Below are 22855 nucleotides of genomic sequence, written 5' to 3'. Positions count from 1 at the left end.
GAGCTACCGATTTGCAGGAAATCGTAAAATCACAATGAAAATTGATCTACTTCAAAATCTAAGGCTTCGAACAAGCTATAGTACACCTTGTCGTCTAGTTAGTCATTCGTGGCTAGCATGTTGAGCAAGACGACACTTCCTTTTGAAGGCTGACTTTACTTTCTCCTAATCAGGAAACTGATTATTTCAATTGGCGTTAAGTTAATTGCTTTATATACATTCCGACCACACAGCTTTGTGTGGTTTTTTTTTGCCTCAAGAAAACAATCCTCACACACTGCAATAACAGCGCCTACTCATAATAGTTTAGTCTCTTAGGACAACCTTTCCCCCCAAAAGGTTCGCCTGAAGGTGCAGTTAAATTTTCAAACAGTGAGATACTCGTATCACGTTTATTTAAACGCTCGTTTGATTTTATTAACAACTTCTTTACAATGCTTCAGGTCAGACCTCTTAACATTAAGGAGAAACCATGGGCAAACAGGAAGTCAAAACTCGTTCTGGAGAACGTGTTGCCGTTGTCGCTGGATTACGAACCCCATTCGCTCGTCAGAGCACTGAATTTAGTCAAGTGCCTGCGGTTGACCTAGGCAAAATGGTCGTGAGTGAAATGCTTGCGCGAACAGATATCGATCCTGCTCTTATTGAACAAGTCGTGTTCGGTCAAGTAGTACAGATGCCAGAAGCGCCAAACATTGCACGTGAAATTGTGCTTGGTACTGGTATGGATATTAATACCGATGCGTACAGCGTGACACGAGCTTGTGCAACTAGCTTTCAAGCCGCGGTTAACGTGGCCGAGAGTATTATGGCTGGCACGATTGATGTTGGTATTGCTGGTGGGGCGGATTCTTCTTCTGTATTGCCTATCGGTGTTTCCAAAAAATTGGCTGCAAATTTATTGGCATTGAGTAAAACGAAAACGTTGGGCCAAAAGCTCAAGATATTAAAAACGTTGTCCGTTAAAGATCTTATGCCTGTGCCACCTGCTGTTGCTGAATATTCTACAGGCCTTTCAATGGGTCAAACCGCAGAGCAGATGGCAAAAACTCATGGTATCACTCGTCTAGAACAAGATGCGCTCGCTCATCGGTCTCACTCTCTGGCTTCTAAAGCTTGGAAAGAGGGGAAAATCAAAGATGAAGTGATGACGGCATTCCCGGCACCTTATAAAAAGTATCTAGCGGAAGACAACAATATTCGCCACGACTCAACGGTTGAAGGCTACGCTAAATTACGTCCAGCATTTGATAGAAAGTACGGCAGTGTAACGGCAGCCAATGCCACGCCTCTTACCGATGGCGGCGCTGCGGTGATGTTGATGCGCGAAGGTAAAGCTAAAGAGCTAGGCTTAGAAGTGCTTGGCTATATTCGTGGCTATGCATTCTCAGCGATTGGTGTTGAAACGGATATGTTGATGGGGCCGACTTACGCGACCTCTCAAGTATTGAAGAATACCGGTCTAGAATTATCAGATCTAACGCTTATCGAGATGCACGAAGCATTTGCAGCCCAAGTTCTGGCTAACGTTAAAATGTTTGCAAGCGATGAATTTGCTCAGAAAAATCTTGGCCGTGAAAAAGCGATTGGCGAGATTGATATGGAGAAGTTCAACGTACTCGGCAGTTCAATTGCCTACGGACATCCGTTTGCAGCGACTGGTGCACGCATGATGACCCAAACACTACGTGAACTGAAACGTCGTGGCGGCGGCTTAGCACTGAATACAGCTTGTGCAGCTGGTGGCTTAGGTGCAGCAATGATCTTGGAGGTGGAATAATGTCTACGACTCTTGATGTGAAAAAAGAAAAGAAAGCAGTCAAAAAAACGGATTCAACTCCAGTGGCTGCATCCAAAAGTGACAAGACAGTTACAAACGATGAAGCCGTAAAACAGGCGACCGCATTTTCTTTAACTATCGATGACCAAGATATTGCATGGCTTGCGATTGACGTGCCAAACGAGAAAATGAACACGCTGCAGGCCGCTTTTGCTGAAGAAATGAAAGCAATCTTCGAGCAGTTGAAGGAAAAGCAAAGCCGCGTAAAAGGCTTGATCGTTCACTCACTGAAACCAGATAACTTTATTGCTGGTGCTGATGTGCGAATGCTTGATGCGTGTAAAACCGCTGACGAAGCACAATCTTTGGCTCGCCAAGGGCAGGAGATGTTCCAAACATTGTCTGATTTGCCTTATCCAGTCGTAGCTGCGATCCATGGCCCTTGTTTAGGTGGTGGTTTAGAGCTAGCTCTTGCCTGTGATTATCGCGTATGTACCGACTCAGATAAGACTCGCCTTGGTTTGCCAGAAGTTCAATTAGGTTTGTTGCCTGGCTCGGGCGGCACACAACGTCTTCCTCGCCTTATTGGTTTGCTGCCTTCTCTTGACCTTATTCTTACGGGTAAACAACTGCGCGCTAAGAAAGCGAAATCGCTCGGCGTAGTCGATGCTTGTGTGCCAGAAACTATCTTGCTCGAAGTGGCTAAAAGCTTTGTTGAAAAGAATGTTGGTAGCAAAAAAGGCAAACGTCTGGCGTCTCAAAATCAGGCTTCAACTAAAGAAAAGCTGATTTCACGTAATGGTCTTGGTCGTAAAGTAATTTTCGAACAAGCTTCTAAGAAAACTAATCAGAAAACACGCGGCAATTACCCAGCAGCAGATGCGATTCTAGATGTAATTCGCTATGGCCTAGAGAATGGTTTTGATAAAGGCCTTCAGTATGAAGCGAAGCGCTTCTCTGAATTGGTGATGACCGCAGAATCTAAAGCTCTCCGCTCTATTTTCTTCGCAACCACTGAAATGAAAAAAGAACACGGTGCAGACGCAGAACCTAAAGCCGTTAAGCGTGTTGGTGTATTGGGTGGCGGTCTAATGGGGGCGGGTATTAGCCATGTTAGCGTTGCTAAAGCTAAAGTACCGGTTCGTATTAAAGACGTATCCAATGAAGGTGTTCTGAACGCACTTAACTACAACTTTAAGTTGTTCGACAAGCAACGTAAGCGTCGCATTTTGAGTAAAGCTGAACTTGAAAGCAAAATGCTGCAGCTTTCTGGTGGTATCGACTTTACGAGCTTTAATCACACCGATGTCGTGATTGAAGCAGTATTTGAAGATCTCGATCTTAAGCAATCGATGATTGCCGACATTGAGGCGAATGCGAAACCTGAGACTATTTTTGCGACCAACACTTCTTCATTGCCAATCCACAAGATTGCAGAGAAGGCACAGCGACCAGAAAACGTTGTCGGTCTTCACTACTTCAGTCCTGCAGATAAAATGCCATTGGTTGAGGTTATTCCTCATGAAACAACGTCAGAAGAGACGATTTCGACAGTTGTTGCATTAGCGAAGAAGCAAGGCAAAACCCCGATTGTTGTGAAAGACACGGCTGGTTTTTATGTGAACCGTATCCTTGCGCCTTATATGAACGAAGCCGCGCATCTATTATTGGCGAATGAGCCGATTGAGAAGCTCGATAGTACCTTACTCGATTTCGGTTTTCCGGTTGGCCCAATTACCTTGCTAGATGAGGTAGGCGTTGATATCGGAGCGAAGATTATTCCGATTCTAGTCAATGAACTAGGCGACCGTTTCCAAGGCCCTGATGTGTTCGATATTCTTTTGAATGACAACCGTAAAGGTCGTAAGAGTGGTAAAGGATTCTATACCTACAAGGGTAAGAAGAAGGAAGTGGACAAGTCAGTTTACAAACTGCTTAAGCTGCAACCTGAGCCTAAGCTAAGTGACAACGATATCGCTATGCGCTGTGTACTGCCGATGCTTAACGAAGCGGTTCGCTGTCTAGATGACGGTATTATCCGCAGTCCAAGAGACGGTGATATCGGTGCTATTTTCGGTATCGGTTTCCCTCCATTCTTAGGTGGTCCGTTCCGCTATATGGATCAAATCGGTATTAAGTCATTGGTTGAGATGATGAACGATTTTGCTAAGAAGTACGGTGATCGTTTTGCGCCTTGTGATGGCCTACTGACACGTGCTGGTTTGGATGAGTCTTTTTATAAGTAACTCACTCTACAAGTAACGTTTTAGCACATTGATTATCAAGCCCGTATCAAGCGATTGATGCGGGCTTTTTGTGTCTGAAACTTTTATGGTCAGCGAATTCACTTAAGAAAGATTCCCGACTCAGTCGTTACTCTTTCTCGGGAATGACAGGGGAGATTGGTGCTGCTCAGTGAGAATGTTGATGTAAGTGGGAGAAGTTCCCGACTCAGTCGTTCACTCTGCCTCGGAGTTATGGAAGAGGGTGTTGTGTGCTGACTGAGATATGTGAGTTGGATAAGCTTGCGATGTTGGTTGTAGATCGAACCTACCGCATCTCCTAAAGCGACGAAGAAGCGTAATAGGAGATCTGCTTTTAATGTTGTATCCAATAAAAAAGGTTGATGTTTTCACATCAACCTTATGATTATTATCTCAACCGTGCAAAATAGGTGTTAACCCAGTTCGCAGTCTTTCGGACGTAACTGAAACTCATCTATAGACCCAATCTCAACGCCTGCTGACAACTTTTCTTCTTCATGGTGAGCGTTACCTTGAGCGTGCATAATAAGACGGTTTGCCGTGCGAGGTTTTAGCTGACTCACGACAAAGCGCATCATGTCAGATCGCGTTAAGCCTTTAAGATCTTCGAGTACACGGTCTCTTTGGTTGAATTCAACATCCTTATTGCCAATCGCAACCCACAAGCGCTGAGCTCGACCTCGTAAGGTGGTATCTGGTGTGGAAATCTGATTCCAAAGGCCTCGCTTACTGCTGTGCCATTGATAGTCGTTAAGTTCCAACAACACCATATAAAAGGCATTAAGGAATTCATCTATAGAAGCTAACAAGTCTGCTGGAGCTGCATTAGGTGACTGCACGTAAAGTACAATACCAGGGTGTCGGTTGAGTGGCATATTACCAGTGCCAACCATATAACCCAGCTGTTGCTTAGTGCGAATCTCATGAAAGAAAGTGGCTGACATCAGGTGGTTTGCCAATGAATACAGTGCAATATTTTTAGGTGATATATCGGGACATTGGTAGTAAACCACAATCGCCGAATCATCTTGATTACACACAACTTCACGCTGGAAACTACCGTTTTCACCAAGCATGATTAACGGACGTAATGACTCTTCGTAGGCTTGATCTTGAACACGCAGTGCATCTTTAAGTGTCTCAGCCATCTTATGAGCATCAGCTTGTCGCCAATCACCATACACAAACATTTCTACGTGCAGTTCTGCCAAGATAGCTTGAACAAAGGAAGAAAGCTCATCGACCTCTATTGTTTCTAGCGCTTCTATTAAAACGGAATAGGGCGGGTTGTTTGGCTGAAGTATTCCAGTCATTGCATTAAACAGCTGCGAAATAGGGCGATCTTGCGATGCGTTATTCCAGTTTCTGAGTAATTGATTTTTTATCGTTTCGAAGCGTGTTGGACTAAAGTTGCGTGCTTGAAAATGCTCAAGGATCATATTGAGTAATTGTGGCTGTTTCTCGCTGAACCCAGAAAGAGTCAGAGTTACGCCGCCTTGATGGGTATACATGTTGTAACCCATACCTGCAATTTCAGCCTGATAGGTGTCTTTTTCAAGCGAGTCTAAGAACATCTCAACACACAAGCGTGTTTTAACGATGTTTCTCGGACTGGCTACTGAGTGCGGGCTGTCGATGGCAATATACACCACACCTTTAGGCACTCGAAACTGATGGTCTTGCAGGTGCCACAGTTTAAAGCCGTCAAGCTCTTCCAATAGTTGTGGATGTTCAGCGTTGCCTTCGAGCTCAGCAGGGTCTAGGTCATAGCAAATAAATGGGTTTTTACTTGGGAGTTCAAACTGCCAGCCGGGATTGATGCACATAAAGTTCTGAGTTTGCTCTGTGCTAAAAGGCGTGACTGAGTAAGGCGTAAAATACCATTTCGCTTCTCTATCATACTCGAAACCCTGAGCAACGATGGTCGCTCGCATGTTGTCGACAGTTAAATAGGGAAGTAAAGAACGTTGTAATTCGTCATCGAAATGCGACATTTTATAATCGCCATACACCACGTCTTGTTCTTGGTAGTGCTGCATGTTGATAACGAGATGACTGACGACATCGAGCGGCCTTGAGGGTTCTTGAAAACGGAATGCCGATTCTAAAACGGCACGCTTCTCTAGGTAACGCCATTCCTCAATGCCTTGTTGCTCTATGAGTTTGATGTATTGGAATACCGCTTGGATGATGCTGTTCGTTTTGGTCAAACCTTCAATGGTCAATGAGCAGCTAACAGTGAAGTCACGATAGTTACTGCCGCTTGCTCCGCCACCAGCCGACAGAGAGGTAATCCAACCTTTCTCTTTTAGCTGCATCATCAAACTGCCTTCACCTTCATAGCCTAAAAGGTGTGCAAAGAATGACAATGGCTTAATGCCGTAGTGCTCATCCATGCTTGGCATGGGGAAAGTTAAGATCAGTTTTCGTACTTCTTTTATCGGTTCAACGTGGACTTGTACGCCTGTGCTTAACTCTCCAACGATTGGCACCTTGACCTTCTTACCTTGTAAGTGGTGGTTGGTGATTGAGCTAAAACGTTCTTCCACCCAGTTTTGCATCTCATCTAATGATTGGTTGCCAGACAATGTCAGCGTCATTAAATCTGCAGAGTACTGTTGCTGGTGGAAAGACAAAATCTCTTGTCTAATCGTCTCACCGTTTCGGTCGCCTAACGTATCGATATTGCCAACAGAAAACTTGGAGAATGGGTGATCGTGATTAACCAGCTCTTTGGTCACTTGGTACAAGCGTCTTGAGTCGTCATTGAGTTTCATCTTGTATTCTGAATCAACCGCTTGACGTTCTTTGTCTAAGGCTTCTTCATTGAACAGAGGAGCTGTGAAAAATTGGCTGAAGCGATCGAGTGCGATTTCAAATGCATTTAACTCAACATCAAAAAAGAAGCAGGTATGTTCTGTTCCGGTCCAAGCATTGTTGCTACCGCCATGTTGGCTGATAAAACTTTGGAATTCTCCGACCTTTGGATACTTTTCTGTTCCCAAAAATAGCATATGCTCTAAGTAGTGAGCTAATCCCTCTCGATCTGCAGGGTCATCAAAGTGCCCGACATTAACGGCGAGTGCGGCTGCAGCTTTTTGAGCGTTCTGATCGTGAACTAACAGTACTCGCAATCCGTTGTTTAACGTTAGGTAACGGTATTGATGTTCATCATTGGGGCTTAAATGCACAGAAGCATCTCCAGAGAAGGTGGTTTTTAAATTATGTACGCGATGATTTAAGGTGCAAACCTCGCGATCATATTTTGGGATATGACGAGCTTTTTGGCGACTTCTAAATCACTTTTATCGATTTTTATCAGTGATTTATTTTCTTTTAATAAGATTGTTAAGAAAGTCGAACTCTTTAGCAAGTGACTTGATATAATTATTTATATAGACTGCGGATTCTCTGGATTGAGAGCCAAACGCTAAGTAGCGTATCGCTGATATGGGATATATCGACTTTCGAAATGTTACGTAGACAGGACTGAACATGAAAATATTCATAATGCGCCACGGTGAAGCAGAACATTTTGCTAACTCGGATGCAGAACGAGCGTTAACGAAGCGCGGTAAAATGGCGTCTCTTGCAGTAGCTCAAGCTGCAAATGAGCAAGGGTTCAGCCAGTTCGATAAAGTGCTTGTGAGTCCATATTTAAGGGCACAAGAAACGTGGTTAGAAATTTCTCAGGCGTTTTCTGGAAAGAAAGTAGAAACCTGTGATGATATTACCCCTTATGGTATGTCTGACGATGTGTTTGATTTGACTTTAGCGATGGCTGAAGTAGAAAAACTAGAGACCATTTTGTTTGTTTCTCATTTACCTCTAGTTGGCTACTTAACCGCTGAGTTCGCGACAGGCATGGCACCACCAATGTTTCCGACTTCTGGGTTAGCTTGTATCGAATTCGACCTTGAGACGCAAAAGGGCGAGTTACTTTGGAATATTAATCCATAGACTAGACAAAGCTCGTTGGGCTCTTTTTTGACAAAAAAAGACAAAGTTGAAGACAAATAAAAAGGGCACCTCAATGTGATTGAGATGCCCTTTGTCATTTCTGAAACGCTGGCTGTACGAATCAATAATTGGCTAGTTAACTTCTGTTGAATTAAGAGCAAACTAGAGGTTATTTATCGGGAATGGAAAGTAAAACCAGCAGCGCGCCGTTGCCACCAAACTCCAATGGTGCTTGGTGAAAAGCCATTACATCCGGGTGCTGTGCTAACCACAAAGGCACTTTCTGTTTGAGAATGTGTTTACCGATACCATGTTGAACACAAGCACATGCGACACTTTCTTTAATGCAGTGTGCAATCATGGCTCCTAGTTCACGCTTTGCTTCCTGTTGTGTCATACCATGCATATCAAGGTATACGTCCGGCACATAAACACCACGACGCAGTCGCTTTACTTCATATTTAGAGACATCGTCACGCGCATAACGTGTTGGACCATCTTCACTAAGGTGCGGAATGAACTCATCAGAGAAATAAAACTCGCTATCACTGGCTTGTCTTGCCGTTCGAGTAATTTCTTTTTGTTTGGTATTTCTTTTTGGCGGCTGGACTATGGTATCCTGTTGCCACTTTTTAACGCCCTTTACTGCATCGTTGAACAGGGCGAAATCGTCATCAAAGTCGGTGTCTTTTTTGCTCATCAGGTTATGAATTCTAATTAGAAACGTAATTAGCAGTATTGTAGCGCTTTTCGGAGACAATTTTGGATAAGATTTTTGTAGAAGAAGCGGTATCAGAACTACACACGCTTCAAGATGTGATTCGTTGGACTGTTAGTCGCTTTAACGCAGCTGGCCTATTTTATGGTCACGGCACGGATAACGCGTGGGATGAGGCGGTACAACTTATTTTACCTACTCTTTATCTACCGATTGATGTTCCTTCGCATGTTATGAACTCTCGTCTAACGAGCAGCGAGCGTTTACGTATCGTTGAGCGTGTGATCAAGCGTATCAATGATCGTACACCAACAGCTTATCTGACGAATAAAGCGTGGTTCTGTGGTCTAGAGTTCTTTGTTGATGAGCGCGTTCTTGTACCTCGTTCTCCAATTGGTGAATTGATCGAAGCTCAGTTCCAACCATGGTTAACTGAAGAGCCAGTTCGTATCATGGATATGTGTACGGGTAGTGGTTGTATTGCTATCGCTTGTGCTCACGCTTTCCCTGATGCAGAAGTAGATGCGATCGATATCTCGACTGATGCACTGCAAGTTGCCGAGCAAAACGTTCAAGATCACGGCATGGAGCAACAAGTGTTCCCAATCCGTTCAGACCTTTTCCGTGATTTGCCAAAAGAGAAATACAACCTGATCGTATCGAACCCACCGTACGTGGACGAAGAAGATATGAACAGCCTGCCAGAAGAGTTTACTCATGAGCCGGAACTTGGCCTAGCAGCGGGTACTGATGGCCTTAAACTGGTTCGCCGTATTCTTTCTAACGCACCAGATTACCTAACTGATGATGGTATCTTGATCTGTGAAGTGGGTAACTCAATGGTTCACATGATGGACCAATATCCAGAAATTCCATTTACTTGGATTGAGTTCTCGAATGGCGGTCATGGTGTATTCATGATCACTCGCGAGCAGTTAATGGCTTGTGCAGATGAGTTCTCTATCTACAAAGACTAAGTTTCTTTGAGTGCTTTTGGTTTCTGTAGTCGATAGAATTATCTTGACGAACAAAAGAAACTTTAGCCGTATTAATTTAAACGCCATGCAGTAATGCATGGCGTTTTTTATATCTGTGATTAATGCTTTGTCATTATGATTAAGTGAATATTGTTTAATATTTAGTTGATTAATGTGAATAGCTATTACATATTGATGTTCAAAAGTTGTACGTTTTAGTGAATTAAGGAGAATTCGCGATGAGCTTTGATACATGGATTTATTATTTACTAGCGGTGCTGATACTGACGGCTTCACCCGGGCCGAGTTCTTTGTTGTGCATGACTAAGGGAGTGCAGTCTGGTTTCAAGTTATCGATATTTACTGCCTTGGGTAGCCTGACCGCAATTACCGGAATTCTTACGTTATCGTTTACCGGTTTAGGCGTAATTATCGCTTCGTCGGAAGTCGTCTTTAACGTCATTAAATGGACAGGTGCTGCCTATCTTATCTACCTCGGTTGGAAGTCATTGCGATCTAACCAGCAAGATTATGACAAGTTATCAAATCAACAAGCCGGTTCTAAATCTGTTAAAGAAAGTGCTGCGCAGCATTACCTCAGTGGCTTTATTGTTGGCGCGAGCAACCCGAAAGCAATCCTGTTTTTTACAGCGTTGTTCCCACAGTTTATTGACCCTTCAATAGCACTTCTTCCTCAGTTTTCGGTGTTTGCTTTGACCTTCGCTGTGATGGAGTTGTCTTGGCTCTTGGTTTACGCATATTTAGGTGCTAAATCATCAAATTGGTTGTTCGCTAAAGGTCGAGCTAAGATATTTAATCGTGTAACAGGTGGTGTATTTATTGGTGCTGGAGCACTGCTTTCGACGACAAGCCGAGCATAATTGATGAAGTGATTGATGGCTTGAATAGTTACAGAAATTCTTGATGCTGTAATAAAAGGTTAATATTAATGTGCTTGCTGATATCGGTGTAAAGTCGATATATTGGTGTTACACCATCACGTTCTCAGGAGAGACATATGCAGCATCAAGAAATGATTCAACACAGTAATTTTGGCGTAATCAGTCGTACTTGGATTTTCTCTACCCTTTCTCTTGTGGGTATTCTTGCTCTAATGTAGTCATTTTATGGCTCTATATTTTTAGTTTTTATTATGAATACACTTTTCAAAAAGTCTTCAAAGTTAGAACTCTTCCTCTCGTAAATGTGGCTTTTCTCATCAGGCTAGCCACTTAGCTTTTTCCTAGTAACTATTTTTATTAGCATCCACTTTCTTCTAAATAGCCACTTTCTAGTTAGTAGCGATTTTCTCTGAGTAAACTCCTTCTTTTCGCAAAGCAACCAAGTCGCCTTCTCTTAACAAGCTAGACATGTAACCTGCTCTGAAGTTGTTACCAAACTGTGATAATCTTAAGTTATCTTTTATCTACAGTGTGCCTCTCATGTCTGTCTGGGATTCTATTTCATTTAACAATCGATTTACTGCATTACCTCGATTGTTCTATACCCCAATTCAACCTACACCGCTCAGCAATGTTCAATGGCTTGCATGGAACCATAACCTTGCGAGTGAGCTCGGCTTTCCGTCATTTGAAGATGCTTCTGAGGAATTGCTTGAGACGTTATCTGGCAATGTTGAACCTGAGCAATTCTCACCGGTAGCAATGAAATACGCAGGCCATCAGTTTGGCTCTTATAACCCTGATTTAGGTGATGGAAGAGGGCTGTTATTAGCGCAAATTGTCGCTAAAAATGGCGAAACGTTCGATTTACACCTGAAAGGTGCGGGTAAAACGCCATATTCACGTATGGGCGATGGTCGCGCAGTTATTCGCTCGACGGTTCGTGAGTATCTATGTAGCGAAGCAATGGCGGGGCTTAATATCCCAACCACACGTGCGCTGGCTATGATGACCAGTGACACGCCTGTTTACCGTGAGAAGCAAGAGTGGGGTGCATTATTGGTGCGCGCTGCTGAATCGCATATTCGTTTCGGTCACTTTGAACACCTGTTTTATACCAATCAGTTGGCAGAACATAAATTATTGGCCGACAAAGTCATCGAATGGCACTTCCCAGAATGCCTCGATGAAGAAAAACCCTACGCTGCCATGTTTAATGAGATTGTTGATCGTACTGCTGAGATGGTCGCATTGTGGCAAGCCAATGGGTTTGCTCACGGGGTGATGAACACAGATAACATGTCGATTATCGGGCAAACCTTCGATTATGGCCCATTCGCGTTCCTTGATGAATACGACCCAAGATTGATCTGTAATCACTCGGATTACCAAGGTCGTTATGCCTTTAATCAGCAACCAAGAATAGGGCTTTGGAATCTGTCGGCACTGGCGCACTCACTTTCGCCGCTGGTGGATAAAGCCGAACTTGAGGCTGCACTCGAACAATACGAACCTCAAATGAATGGTTATTTCAGTCAACTGATGCGTCATAAGTTGGGGCTACTTTCCAAACAGGAAGGTGACACTCGCTTGTTTGAATCTATGTTCGAGCTGATGTCGCAAAACAAAGTCGATTATCCAAGGTTCTTTAGAACGCTGTCGAACCTAGATACCTTGTTGCCGCAGGAAGTGATTGACCTGATTATTGATCGAGATGCAGCAAAATTGTGGGTAGATAACTATTTACAACGCTGCGAATTGGAAGACCGTTCAGTGACAGAGCGCTGCGAAAAGATGAGACAGGTAAACCCTAAATACATCCTTAGAAACTACCTAGCTCAGCTTGCGATAGATAAAGCCGAGCGTGGTGATAGCAGTGATATTGAAGCATTAATGGAGGTACTGGAAGACCCATACGCAGAACACCCTGACTACGAACACCTTGCTGCGTTGCCTCCTGAGTGGGGTAAAGCGATGGAAATCAGCTGTTCCTCTTAACCTTCGATGATTCTTTGAGTCGCTAAGTACAGGTAGAGGTCACTAAGATGTGATCTTTATCTGTTCGTTCTTCTAACTTTACAAACATGTCAATAATCAAATAATCGGCCAGCCTATACACTATGTGAATAAGTTGTAAATTTAATAGGTTTGGGCGATGCCAACAAATACTCGAATTCTCGTGGTGGATGATGATCAAGAAATCCGCGAGCTGCTGGAAGAGTACCTAACAAAATCTGGTTTCGATGTATCTTCTGTGGGAGACGGTGTTGAACTAGAGACCCACCTGCAAAACCAAGGTTATCCCGATCTGATTCTGCTTGATGTGATGCTACCCGGTGATGATGGTTTTACCTTGTGCCAACGAGTACGCAAGCAATCGAATGTGCCTATCATCATGCTGACTGCAGTCTCGGATGAAACCGACCAGATCATCGGCTTAGAAATTGGTGCCGATGACTACATCGCCAAGCCGTTTAGCCCTCGTCAGTTAATGGCTCGAATCAAAGCGTTATTACGACGTGTTCAAGTGGTGGATGACAAGCCGAGTGATGCACTACCAAAGCAGATTATTTTTGGTGATTGGACGCTTGATACTCTCGCGCATCGGATCTCCCATAATGAAAACGCAGAAGAGATGGACTTGTCGGGCAGTGACTTTTCTTTGTTAATGCTGTTCTTAACTCGTCCTAACGAAGTTCTCGACCGAGATACTATCTCTTTCGCAACCAGAGGCCGAGAAGCGCTGCCTTTTGAGCGTGGAATTGACGTGCAGCTTAGTCGCCTGAGAAGCCGATTGGGTGACAGCGGTAAATACCCTCACTACATCAAAACCATGCGCGGCAATGGCTACATTCTTGCTGTGCCTGTCCAGTATGAGCACTAAGCATGACCTATTGTTAATGAAGTAATGCTGATTAAGTATTTCCAATGAAGTATTCTGTATGAAGTATCTCGTATGAACTGGTTGAGCAGGTTAAAGCCAAACTCTTTGGTCGCAAGAACCTTGTTGCTGACGCTGTTAGCGGTGGTGATCGCTCAGGGTATCGCAACGTCTATTTGGTATAGCGAATCCAAGCACAAAGAACTGGAGGGTATTCGTTCTGCCTCTTCGAGCATGGCGAACATGTTTGCCTCAACGGTGACTTTCTTCCAATCTCTGCCCGTTAAATATCGCCATATCGTGCTGGATCAGATCCGCAATATGGGCGGTACGCGCTTCTTCGTTTCTTTCAATAAAGAGGCTTTGATCGTTGAACCGATCCCCGATACCCGCTTAAAAACCGCCTCGATTGAAGCCATAGAAAGTGTTTTGAGTAGCAAACTCAATAAAGTGGCGTCAGTGCGGGTTGATTTCTCTCGACCTGAACACCTTCGCTTGCTTAAAAACGACATCTACTTAAGCGATCTCCCACGATCATGGGCGCATCATACGCTAACGCTAGAGCCTCTTAATCCACCTATCTTGGTTGTTCAGATTGAATTAGCCAGTCACGAATGGGTGTACATTGCGGCATTGTTGCCTGCGCCATACGTAAAGCTCGACGATACGATTCTTGGCAGGGAGCAGGTGATCTTCTTAGTTTCTTCAACACTCATTCTACTAGTGCTGACTTACTTGATGATTCGTCGCCAAGTGCGACCTCTCAAAAAGTTAGCAAGAGCAGCCAATGAAATGAGTATGGATATTCAGCAACCCCAATTGAAAGAAGAGGGGGCGACTGAACTGGTCACCGCAACCCGAGCCTTTAATCGCATGCAGCAACGGATTCGTCGTTATGTTGCCGACCGTGAGCATTTGTTCTCGGCTATCTCTCATGACTTGAAGACACCAATCACCCGACTCAGGCTGCGTGCTGAGTTGTTGGAAAGCGAAGTGAAAAAAGACAAGTTTAACAAAGATCTGGATGAGCTTGAGATGATGGTGAAGGGTGCATTACAAGCGGTCAGAGACACCGACCTTCATGAAAATAATGCCATTATCGATCTTAACGAGATGATGCTCTCTGTGATTGAACTACACAATCAATACCAAACTCAGGTCGAGTTTGAACCTGCAGTGATTGAGCCTTTGGTTGCCAAACCGCTAGCGATCAAACGCGTGCTTACTAATCTTATCGATAATGCTGTGAAATATGGACAATCAGCTGAGGTGGATATCAGCAGTGATTCTATGTGGGTCATTGTGACGATTCAAGACCACGGCAAAGGTATTCCTGAAGACAAGTTAGAGTTGGTTTTCGAACCCTACTTTAGGTTGGCTACGGATGACCAAGGACACGGTTTAGGGCTCGGGATCTGTCGCAATATTTTGCATGGACACGGCGGAGATCTCATTATTCGCAACTCCTCTCCAGGTGGCTTAGAAGCCAAAGTCTATATACCAAGAGGCTTAGAAGTGTAATGTAACAATTGTGTTACATAAGTCTTACCTTTTGTTTCAATCCTAAAAATCAAAGTAAGTAGACTCTTTATTGAACCGGACGTCGAGTCCGCTAAACATGGAAGATTATAATGAAAATCAATAAAACCCTACTTACTCTATCTCTTCTTGCTGCCTCAACATTTTCTCAAGCCGGTGAAGTGGAAGTGCTTCACTGGTGGACTGCCGGTGGCGAAGCGAAATCCGCAGCGGTACTGAAAGAGATGATTGAAGAACAAGGCCATACTTGGAAAGATTTTGCTGTTGCTGGTGGCGGCGGTGAAAGTGCGATGACTGTTTTGAAAACGCGAGCAGTATCGGGCAATCCTCCATCTGCCGCGCAGATTAAAGGTCATGATATTCAAGAGTGGGGTGGTTTAGGTTTTCTAACGTCTCTCGATGCAACTGCGAAACAAGAACAGTGGGATGAACTACTACCAGAAGTCGTCACTAAAGTGATGAAGTGGGATGGCGAATATGTCGCGGTTCCTGTCAACGTTCACCGTGTTAACTGGCTTTGGGCTAACCCTGTTGTTTTAGAAAAATCAGGCGTTACGGTTCCGACTACATTAGATGAGTTCTTTGTTGCTGCAGACAAGATTAAAGCAGCTGGCTTTATTCCACTGGCTCACGGTGGTCAACCTTGGCAAGACGCGACGGTATTCGAAGCCGTGGCTCTCGACGTACTAGGCAGTGAAGATTACAACAAAGCGTTCGTAGAACTTGATATGGACGTGTTATCTGGCGACAAAATGGTGGAAGTGTTCACCAAGTTTAAAAAGATGCGTGATTACATCGACAGCAACTCTCCAGGTCGTGATTGGAACGTAGCAACCTCGATGGTTATCAATGGCGAAGCCGCGATGCAGATCATGGGTGACTGGGCAAAAGGTGAGTTTACTGCAGCAGGCAAAGTACCAGGTAAAGATTACATTTGTGCACCAGCACCTGGCACTGACGGTCAGTTCACTTTCAACATCGATAGCTTTGCGTTCTTTGAATTAAGTGACAAAGAGAACCAAAAAGCGCAACAAGACCTAGCGAAAACCATTCTTACCAAAGACTTCCAAGAAGTCTTCAACCTTAACAAAGGTTCTATCCCTGTACGTCTAGATATGGACATGTCTAAATTCGACCAATGTGCGCTGGACTCAATGGCTACCTTCAAAGCGAGTGCTGAATCGAGCGATCTTGTTCCGAGTATGGCTCACGGCCTAGCGACAACAAGCTACGCTCAAGGCGCTATCTATGACGTAGTGACCAATTTCTTCAATGATAAAGATGCCGATCCTAAACAAGCGGCAGCTAAGTTAGCTAAAGCAGTGAAAGCCGCTATCTAATCTAACTTGATAAGCAACGCACAACGCACGTGAGTGACGGGATGTGTTGCTTTATCGAACCCCCAGGGTGGGTAGGCTCGTAGGGAGTCTATCTGCTCTTCACTTCTAATTCTGATATGCGTGATGCTGATGTGGTGCCGAAAGGTAAGCCATTGGCTCGATTGTGCAACAAGGATAAGTTATGGAGCATGTTTTGACTGAGTCGACTCCAAAATCCACAAGGAGCCAACCTGCGCCAAAACCAAGTTTTGCTGACAGGTTACAACATTGGTTACCTAAAATTGTACTGGCGCCAACTGCGTTAGTGACCGTGGTGTGCATCTACGGTTATATATTTTGGACGGCCGCATTGTCGTTCACCAACTCTCGATTTCTGCCTAGCTTTAACTTCGTTGGTTTAACCCAATACGAAAAGCTGATGGACAACGATCGTTGGATAACCTCAATTACCAACCTCGGTGTGTTTGGTTTTCTATTCATGGCGATTGCTATCTTGCTAGGTGTTGGCTTAGCAGTATTACTTGACCAGAACATCCGCCAAGAAGGCGCGATTCGTACCATCTATTTATACCCAATGGCGTTGTCGTTCATCGTGACGGGTACGGCGTGGAAATGGATTCTTAATCCGGGTCTTGGTATTGAAAAACTGATGCATGACTGGGGTTTTACTGACTTCAGGTTCGATTGGCTCGTCAATTCAGAAATGTCGGTCTACACCTTGGTTATCGCAGCACTTTGGCAGTCTTCAGGTTTCGTGATGGCAATGTTCTTAGCGGGGCTGCGCGGTATCGATTCATCAATCATTAAAGCGGCACAAATTGATGGAGCAAGCTTACCCACTATCTATCTCAAAATCATTTTACCTTGCTTGCGCCCTGTGGTTTTCAGTGCGGTGATCATTACTTCTCACATTGCAATTAAGAGCTTTGACCTTGTTACGGCAATGACGGCGGGTGGCCCAGGTTATTCATCGGATCTTCCTGCTCTATTCATGTACGCACACTCCTTTACTCGTGGTCAAATCGGCCTTGGTGCTGCCAGCGCCATGATGATGCTTGCCGGCATTTTAGCGATTCTCGTGCCTTATCTTTACTCTGAACTTAGGGAGAAAAAGTCATGATGAATAACATCAACTTTGCTCGAGTCTTTATTTATTCAGCACTGCTTTTCTTCTGTTTAGTGTACCTAATGCCATTATTCGTGATGGCGCTCACTTCATTCAAAACTCTGCCTGATATCAAGGCGGGCAACCTGATGAGCTTGCCGAAAGAGTGGGTGTTCGATGCTTGGTATAAAGCGTGGGATACCGCCTGTACGGGTGTGAAATGTGAAGGTATCAAAGGCTACTTCTGGAACTCTTTCCAAATGGTGATTCCTGCGGTTGCGATTTCAACATTGCTCGGTGCATTCAATGGCTATGTAGTGACGAAATGGCAATTCCGAGGCTCGAATCTGTTCTTCAGCTTGCTGTTGTTTGGTTGCTTCATCCCATTCCAAGTGGTGCTACTACCAATGGCAACCATGCTCGGCAAGATGGGGCTAGCGAACACAACTATCGGCTTGGTGATTGTGCACGTTATCTACGGCATGGCGTTTACCACTCTGTTTTTCCGTAACTTCTATATCTCGATTCCTGATGAATTGATCAAGGCGGCAAAACTCGATGGTGCAGGCTTCTTTACGATTTTCTTCAAGATTTTATTACCGATCTCAACGCCAATCATCATGGTGACGGTGATCTGGCAATTCACCGCGATTTGGAATGACTTCTTGTTCGGAGTGGTCTATTCCGGCTCAGATACACAGCCGATTACCGTGGCATTAAATAACTTGGTCAATACCAGCACTGGCGTTAAGGAATATAACGTCGACATGGCCGCAGCGATTATCGCCGCACTGCCAACGCTGTTGGTGTATGTCTTCGCAGGAAAATATTTTGTTCGTGGCCTAACGGCAGGATCAGTAAAAGGATAATTACCCATGGCAACATTAGATTTAAAACAGATCCGTAAAACCTATCGCAACGCGGACAACGAAACGTTAAAGGGCATCGACATTAGTATCGATTCGGGGGAATTTTTGATACTTGTCGGCCCTTCGGGGTGTGGCAAATCCACTTTAATGAACACCATCGCTGGGCTAGAGAATATTAGCTCGGGTGAGATTGTAATTGATGGCATAGACGTGGCGCAGGTTGAGCCCAAAGATCGCGACATTGCGATGGTATTCCAGTCTTACGCGCTTTATCCAAACATGACGGTGCGTGGCAATATCGCCTTTGGTCTGAAGATTCGTAAGATGCCTCAACAAGAGATTGATGCCGAAGTTAATCGAGTGGCAGAAATGCTGCAAATCGAACAGTTACTGGATCGTAAACCGTCACAACTTTCTGGTGGCCAACGTCAACGTGTCGCGATGGGCCGCGCTCTGGCTCGTCGTCCTAAGCTGTATCTATTTGATGAGCCGCTTTCTAACTTGGATGCCAAGTTGCGTGTTGAGATGCGTCATCAGATTAAACGCCTGCATCAGAAGCTCAACACCACGATTGTTTATGTAACTCATGATCAGATCGAAGCGATGACACTCGCTGATCGCATCGCAGTAATGAAAGACGGTGAACTGCAGCAGTTAGGTACACCACAAGAGATCTACACCAAGCCAAACAACATGTTCGTAGCGGGCTTTATGGGCTCACCATCAATGAACTTCATTAAAACCATGGTGGACTTGGATGATGAGCAAAACCCGATCATCAAAGTGGTGGGTACTGCCGAACAAGAACACCACATCCGATTGCCACAGAGTATGCGTGACCAAGATGGCAAAGAGTTGGTGATAGGGCTACGTCCTGAGCATATTACTGAGCAGCCAAGTGATGATGTTTCTGCTTCAACAAAACTAGACTTACAACTAGAGGTATTGGAACCGACAGGGCCAGATACTATCGCGATGGTCAAAGTTAACGACCAAGAAGTGGCGTGTCGTTTGTCGCCAGAGTTTGAAGTGTCGGTTGGGCAAATGGCGCCCCTGCATTTTGACCTATCGAAAGCCGTGTTCTTTGATGCTCAGACTGAAGCGAGAATTGATTTCTAACTTCTAACTTCTAACTTTTAGTTGCTGAGTTAGTTTAACAATCAAAGTTCATGTCTAAATTAAAGGCAGTATCACCAGTTAGTAATAAATAACGTGATGCTGCCTTTTTCGTTGTCTATACTTGCTTTTTATTCCTTATAAAAACAGAGGGATAAACGATATATATGCTTCTACTGCAATAATATCGTGATTTAGTATCCCTTAGCTCTATAAAGCTGACGTAGAAACGCGTAGGATCACACTACTTTAGATCAAAAACTAGGTTGCACTTTGGTGCATAAACAGAAGAATACATGAAACTAACAGCAAAACCAGCGGCGAATAACGCTTTACTTATTTCTATTACGACACCGGATTTTAAAGGTGACGAAGCAAAAGAGTCTCTTGCCGAACTTGCTCGCTTAGTGTCAACCCTAGGGTTTAAAGTCGTTGGTACGCAATCGCAACACCATAATTCATCTCAACGACAGAATGTGTTGGGTGCAGGTAAGCTTGCCGAAATTGCACATCTAACTGGTTACCAAGGCTCTATTGAAGAAGCTGAAGATTTTATTGATGAGTCGTTTGATTTTAGTTCTGAAATCGATGAGCTAGATTTTGATGATCTTCCAACGGGCAACTTCCAATACGGTGCCGCTGATGTTGTGGTATTTGACTGTGATTTAAGTCCATCTCAAATGCGTACTGTTGAGGCGAGTTTGGGTGTGGAAGTATTTGACCGTACTGGCATCATCATCGAAATCTTCAGCCGTCACGCTCGTACTCGTACTGCTCGTCTGCAAGTTGATATCGCTCGTCTAAACTATTTAGTTCCACGACTGCGTGAAACGGCTGAGGGTGATAAAGAGCGTCAAATGGGTCAGGGCGCAGGTGAAACTTCACTAGAGCTAGACCGTCGTAACGTACGTGACCAAATTGCTGCGCTTAAGCGTGAGCTAGTAAGCGTACAAGATGAAATGAAGACCAGACGCACAAGGCGCGCGGAGCTTTTCACTGTTGCTTTAGTTGGCTACACCAATGCCGGTAAGTCTTCGATGATGCGTGCAATGACCGCAACCGAAGTGGTGGGTGAAGATAAACTGTTCGCAACGCTAGATACTACGGTTCGTGCACTTCAGCCAATTACTCAGCCACGTATCTTGGTTTCAGACACGGTTGGTTTCATCAAGAAACTGCCACACGATCTGGTTGCTTCATTCCACTCAACGCTAGCAGAAGCGCATGATGCTTCACTGCTTTTGTATGTGGTTGATGCTTCTGACGTTTCGTTCCGAGCTCAGCTTGATGTCGTACACGACGTATTAGCACAAGTGGGCGTTGAAGGTAGCGAAAAACTATTAGTGCTCAATAAGTGCGATAGATTGACTGAAGAACAGCAATTAGAGCTGATCGAAGAATTCCCAGATGCGATGCTAACGTCGACTCGTGATCCGTTAGATATCACGAAACTGCACAAGTACATCGTTGGTGTTGCTGAAGAAGGCATGATCGAAGAAGAGATCACTATCCCTTATTCTGGACAAGGCATCATCGGTGAGATTCGCTCAAACATGAGTGTGGTTAAAGAAGAGTACGACTACGAACACATCAAATTAACGGTTCGTTCAAGCGCCATTGATTTAGCGCGACTGAAAAAGCGTATGCAAAACTCTTAATCGTCTATCAAATTTAGATAAGAACACCTAAAGAAAAAGCGACCTAAGTGGTCGCTTTTTTTATTCGTTGAGCCTAGCTAATTTAAGTTTAGCTAAGTCATGAGCCACTTAAGCCATTCTTTGAGTTGGCTTCCAGCGTGCTAGCTCTGGATCAAGCTTGATGCCTTGTGAGGTCAGCAAGTTAACGCGAGCCAAGTAGGCTGCGCCATGCATTAGGTGTTTTGCTAGATCAACGGCATTACGCTGTTGGTAATCGTCTAGATAGCTGTCTTTTGCCCATGCGTTGAATGCGCCAAGTGCAGGGCCTGCCCATACTTGGTAATCCATCTCACGACCTTGTTCACCTGTATTTGACCAACGGCTAGAAAGCCCTAAGTACCAACGGAAGATCAACGCCATTTTACGCTTTGGGTTGCCTTCAGCTCGTTCGATTTGTTTTGGGTCGCGCTCGTTAAAGTGCGCCACAGTTCCCGCCCAAATGTCATCCAGCGTTGAACGGAATACTTGCTTCTCTAACTTTAGGCGTTCTTCTGCTGGAATCGCTTCAATTGAATCGTAACGCGTGTATAGCTCGTATAGCTTGTTTGCACGCATTGGGAACAAGGTGCCGCGTTTAACCACTTGCAGTTTCACGCCCATTTCGAACATGTCTGCCGCCGGGGCCATAGTCACGTCAGCCATTTCAGTTGTCGAAAGCAGCTTACGTGTGTGTTCGCTCGCGCCAGCCTCAACACACGCTTGGTTGATTGAACCAGTAACAATGTAAGCCGCGCCCATGTTAAACGTCGCTAGAGCAGCGTCAGGCGTACCTACGCCACCACCACAACCGACACGTAGTGGAGTTTTGAATTGGTACTGTGCTTGGATTTGCTCTTTCAGGGCAAGAATCGTTGGCAGTAGGGTAACCAGTGGACGGCTATCGGTGTGACCCCCAGAATCGGCTTCTGCAGTAATGTCATCAGCCATAGGAACCAACTGTGCCAGTTCCATTTGTTCTGCTGTGATTCGACCTTCATTAACCAAAGCTTGCAGCATTTTCACAGGAGCAGGTTGCATGAACTTGCTCGCTACTTCAGTACGGCTTACCTTGGCAATAACCTTGTTGCCAATCTGAATCTCACCTTGTGCATCGCGACTAAGGCCTGCTGCACGGTAGTGAACGATTTGCGGTGTTAAACCTAAGAATGCAGAAGCCTCAACCGTTTTTACTTGGTGCTTCAAAAACAGCTCTACACTGCCGCGCTCTAGTGCAGGTTCACTTGGGCTGTGAATCAGGTTAAACGCGTAAGGACCGTTTGGTAGTGCTGCTTGAATACGGTTGATCGCTTGCTCAACGCGAGACGGGATTAAGCCCGCCGCGCCAAATGAACAAAGAATGCCAGCTTGACCAAGCGCAATCACTAACTCTTCAGATGAAATGCCGTTTGCCATTGCACCTGCATAGTAAGCGTATTTTACGCCGTGGCAGCGACGAAAATCTTCGTCGCCTAGGCTTTGTGTACCAAGAGCTGGAGCAAAAGCGCTAACAGGCTGGCTGTTTGCTGCGCTAGCTGAATCGCCCGATGTAATCTCAGCTTGTTGGCTTACGCCTAAGCCTTTTTCTGGGTGGTTCACTACGTAACAAGCAAGGCTTAAATCTTTCAAGATTGTCGACATTGCTGCGTTATCGAAATGAGTAGTGCTCCCTTCAATCTGCCAAGGCCACGGAGATAGCTTTTCGTTATTGATTGTAGTTTGAGTTGTCAT

16 protein-coding genes are annotated in these 22855 nt (G+C 44.7%); 13 read left to right on the top strand and 3 right to left on the bottom strand.

The window, feature by feature from the left end; all coding sequences use genetic code 11:
• The first annotated feature begins 472 nt into the window (after positions 1-472).
• Both fadI and fadJ read left to right on the top strand, forming a co-directional pair.
• Entirely contained in the window at positions 473-1780 is a 1308-nt protein-coding gene (fadI, locus tag OCV36_RS11495) for an acetyl-CoA C-acyltransferase FadI (protein ID WP_135457959.1), read from the top strand.
• Entirely contained in the window at positions 1780-4026 is a 2247-nt protein-coding gene (fadJ, locus tag OCV36_RS11490; RefSeq protein ID WP_167853051.1) for a fatty acid oxidation complex subunit alpha FadJ, read from the top strand. Before fadI ends, fadJ begins: the two co-directional genes overlap by 1 nt.
• Positions 4027-4457: 431 nt before the next feature.
• On the opposite strand, the gene OCV36_RS11485 is transcribed toward fadJ, so the two are convergent.
• Positions 4458-7235: an insulinase family protein gene (locus OCV36_RS11485; protein ID WP_135457961.1), complete on the bottom strand. Its 2778-nt coding sequence runs from the start codon at positions 7233-7235 to the stop codon at positions 4458-4460.
• Between the two features lie 304 nt (positions 7236-7539).
• Between OCV36_RS11485 and sixA the strand changes: the two genes are divergently transcribed.
• Positions 7540-8004: a phosphohistidine phosphatase SixA gene (sixA, locus tag OCV36_RS11480; protein ID WP_017073606.1), complete on the top strand. Its 465-nt coding sequence runs from the start codon at positions 7540-7542 to the stop codon at positions 8002-8004.
• A gap of 169 nt (positions 8005-8173) precedes the next feature.
• Here the strand turns inward: sixA and smrB are convergent, their stop codons facing one another.
• Positions 8174-8704, bottom strand: coding sequence for an endonuclease SmrB (smrB, locus tag OCV36_RS11475; protein ID WP_029224856.1), 531 nt, complete (start codon positions 8702-8704; stop codon positions 8174-8176).
• Between the two features lie 62 nt (positions 8705-8766).
• Between smrB and prmB the strand changes: the two genes are divergently transcribed.
• The 10 genes from prmB (at position 8767) to hflX (ending at position 21109) form a co-directional block, all read left to right on the top strand.
• A complete protein-coding gene (gene prmB / locus OCV36_RS11470; RefSeq protein ID WP_135457962.1) occupies positions 8767-9699 on the top strand; it encodes a 50S ribosomal protein L3 N(5)-glutamine methyltransferase in 933 nt (310 codons plus the stop codon).
• Between the two features lie 239 nt (positions 9700-9938).
• Complete coding sequence (locus tag OCV36_RS11465; RefSeq protein ID WP_135457964.1) at positions 9939-10580, top strand: LysE family translocator; 642 nt, start codon at positions 9939-9941, stop codon at positions 10578-10580.
• 561 nt (positions 10581-11141) lie between these two features.
• Entirely contained in the window at positions 11142-12599 is a 1458-nt protein-coding gene (locus tag OCV36_RS11460) for a protein adenylyltransferase SelO (protein WP_135457966.1), read from the top strand.
• 157 nt (positions 12600-12756) lie between these two features.
• Complete coding sequence (locus OCV36_RS11455; protein WP_102576057.1) at positions 12757-13485, top strand: response regulator; 729 nt, start codon at positions 12757-12759, stop codon at positions 13483-13485.
• A gap of 72 nt (positions 13486-13557) precedes the next feature.
• Positions 13558-15003 (top strand): ATP-binding protein, encoded by a 1446-nt coding sequence (locus OCV36_RS11450; protein ID WP_135457968.1) that lies wholly within the window; start codon positions 13558-13560, stop codon positions 15001-15003.
• A 110-nt stretch (positions 15004-15113) separates the two neighbouring features.
• A complete protein-coding gene (locus OCV36_RS11445; protein ID WP_135457970.1) occupies positions 15114-16361 on the top strand; it encodes an ABC transporter substrate-binding protein in 1248 nt (415 codons plus the stop codon).
• 181 nt (positions 16362-16542) lie between these two features.
• The gene (locus OCV36_RS11440; RefSeq protein ID WP_135457972.1) at positions 16543-17481 is read left to right on the top strand and encodes a carbohydrate ABC transporter permease; all 939 of its coding nucleotides are present in this window, start codon (positions 16543-16545) and stop codon (positions 17479-17481) included.
• Positions 17478-18335, top strand: coding sequence for a carbohydrate ABC transporter permease (locus OCV36_RS11435; protein ID WP_102553078.1), 858 nt, complete (start codon positions 17478-17480; stop codon positions 18333-18335). Before OCV36_RS11440 ends, OCV36_RS11435 begins: the two co-directional genes overlap by 4 nt.
• 6 nt (positions 18336-18341) lie before the next feature.
• The gene (locus tag OCV36_RS11430) at positions 18342-19454 is read left to right on the top strand and encodes an ABC transporter ATP-binding protein (RefSeq protein WP_135457974.1); all 1113 of its coding nucleotides are present in this window, start codon (positions 18342-18344) and stop codon (positions 19452-19454) included.
• Positions 19455-19747: 293 nt separating this feature from the next.
• Complete coding sequence (gene hflX, locus OCV36_RS11425) at positions 19748-21109, top strand: GTPase HflX (protein ID WP_135457976.1); 1362 nt, start codon at positions 19748-19750, stop codon at positions 21107-21109.
• Between the two features lie 108 nt (positions 21110-21217).
• On the opposite strand, the gene pfaD is transcribed toward hflX, so the two are convergent.
• Positions 21218-22855, bottom strand: a complete 1638-nt coding sequence (gene pfaD, locus OCV36_RS11420; protein WP_135457978.1) for an eicosapentaenoate synthase subunit PfaD — start codon at positions 22853-22855, stop codon at positions 21218-21220.

The sequence above is a fragment of the Vibrio echinoideorum genome, from assembly GCF_024347455.1.
In the GTDB taxonomy this organism is placed as follows: domain Bacteria; phylum Pseudomonadota; class Gammaproteobacteria; order Enterobacterales; family Vibrionaceae; genus Vibrio; species Vibrio echinoideorum.
Note: the sequence above shows the minus strand (reverse complement) of the source record. Positions and strands in the feature narration are given on the sequence as shown.

Excerpts from the sequence above, each read along its gene's own strand:
- fadI (WP_135457959.1), top strand. The coding sequence starts at position 473 with ATGGGCAAACAGGAAGTCAAAACTCGTTCTGGAGAACGTGTTGCCGTT.
- fadJ (WP_167853051.1), top strand. The coding sequence starts at position 1,780 with ATGTCTACGACTCTTGATGTGAAAAAAGAAAAGAAAGCAGTCAAAAAA.
- sixA (WP_017073606.1), top strand. The coding sequence starts at position 7,540 with ATGAAAATATTCATAATGCGCCACGGTGAAGCAGAACATTTTGCTAAC.
- smrB (WP_029224856.1), bottom strand. The coding sequence starts at position 8,704 with ATGAGCAAAAAAGACACCGACTTTGATGACGATTTCGCCCTGTTCAAC.
- OCV36_RS11465 (WP_135457964.1), top strand. The coding sequence starts at position 9,939 with ATGAGCTTTGATACATGGATTTATTATTTACTAGCGGTGCTGATACTG.
- OCV36_RS11460 (WP_135457966.1), top strand. The coding sequence starts at position 11,142 with ATGTCTGTCTGGGATTCTATTTCATTTAACAATCGATTTACTGCATTA.
- OCV36_RS11455 (WP_102576057.1), top strand. The coding sequence starts at position 12,757 with ATGCCAACAAATACTCGAATTCTCGTGGTGGATGATGATCAAGAAATC.
- OCV36_RS11450 (WP_135457968.1), top strand. The coding sequence starts at position 13,558 with ATGAACTGGTTGAGCAGGTTAAAGCCAAACTCTTTGGTCGCAAGAACC.
- OCV36_RS11445 (WP_135457970.1), top strand. The coding sequence starts at position 15,114 with ATGAAAATCAATAAAACCCTACTTACTCTATCTCTTCTTGCTGCCTCA.
- OCV36_RS11440 (WP_135457972.1), top strand. The coding sequence starts at position 16,543 with ATGGAGCATGTTTTGACTGAGTCGACTCCAAAATCCACAAGGAGCCAA.
- OCV36_RS11435 (WP_102553078.1), top strand. The coding sequence starts at position 17,478 with ATGATGAATAACATCAACTTTGCTCGAGTCTTTATTTATTCAGCACTG.
- OCV36_RS11430 (WP_135457974.1), top strand. The coding sequence starts at position 18,342 with ATGGCAACATTAGATTTAAAACAGATCCGTAAAACCTATCGCAACGCG.
- hflX (WP_135457976.1), top strand. The coding sequence starts at position 19,748 with ATGAAACTAACAGCAAAACCAGCGGCGAATAACGCTTTACTTATTTCT.
- pfaD (WP_135457978.1), bottom strand. The coding sequence starts at position 22,855 with ATGACAACTCAAACTACAATCAATAACGAAAAGCTATCTCCGTGGCCT.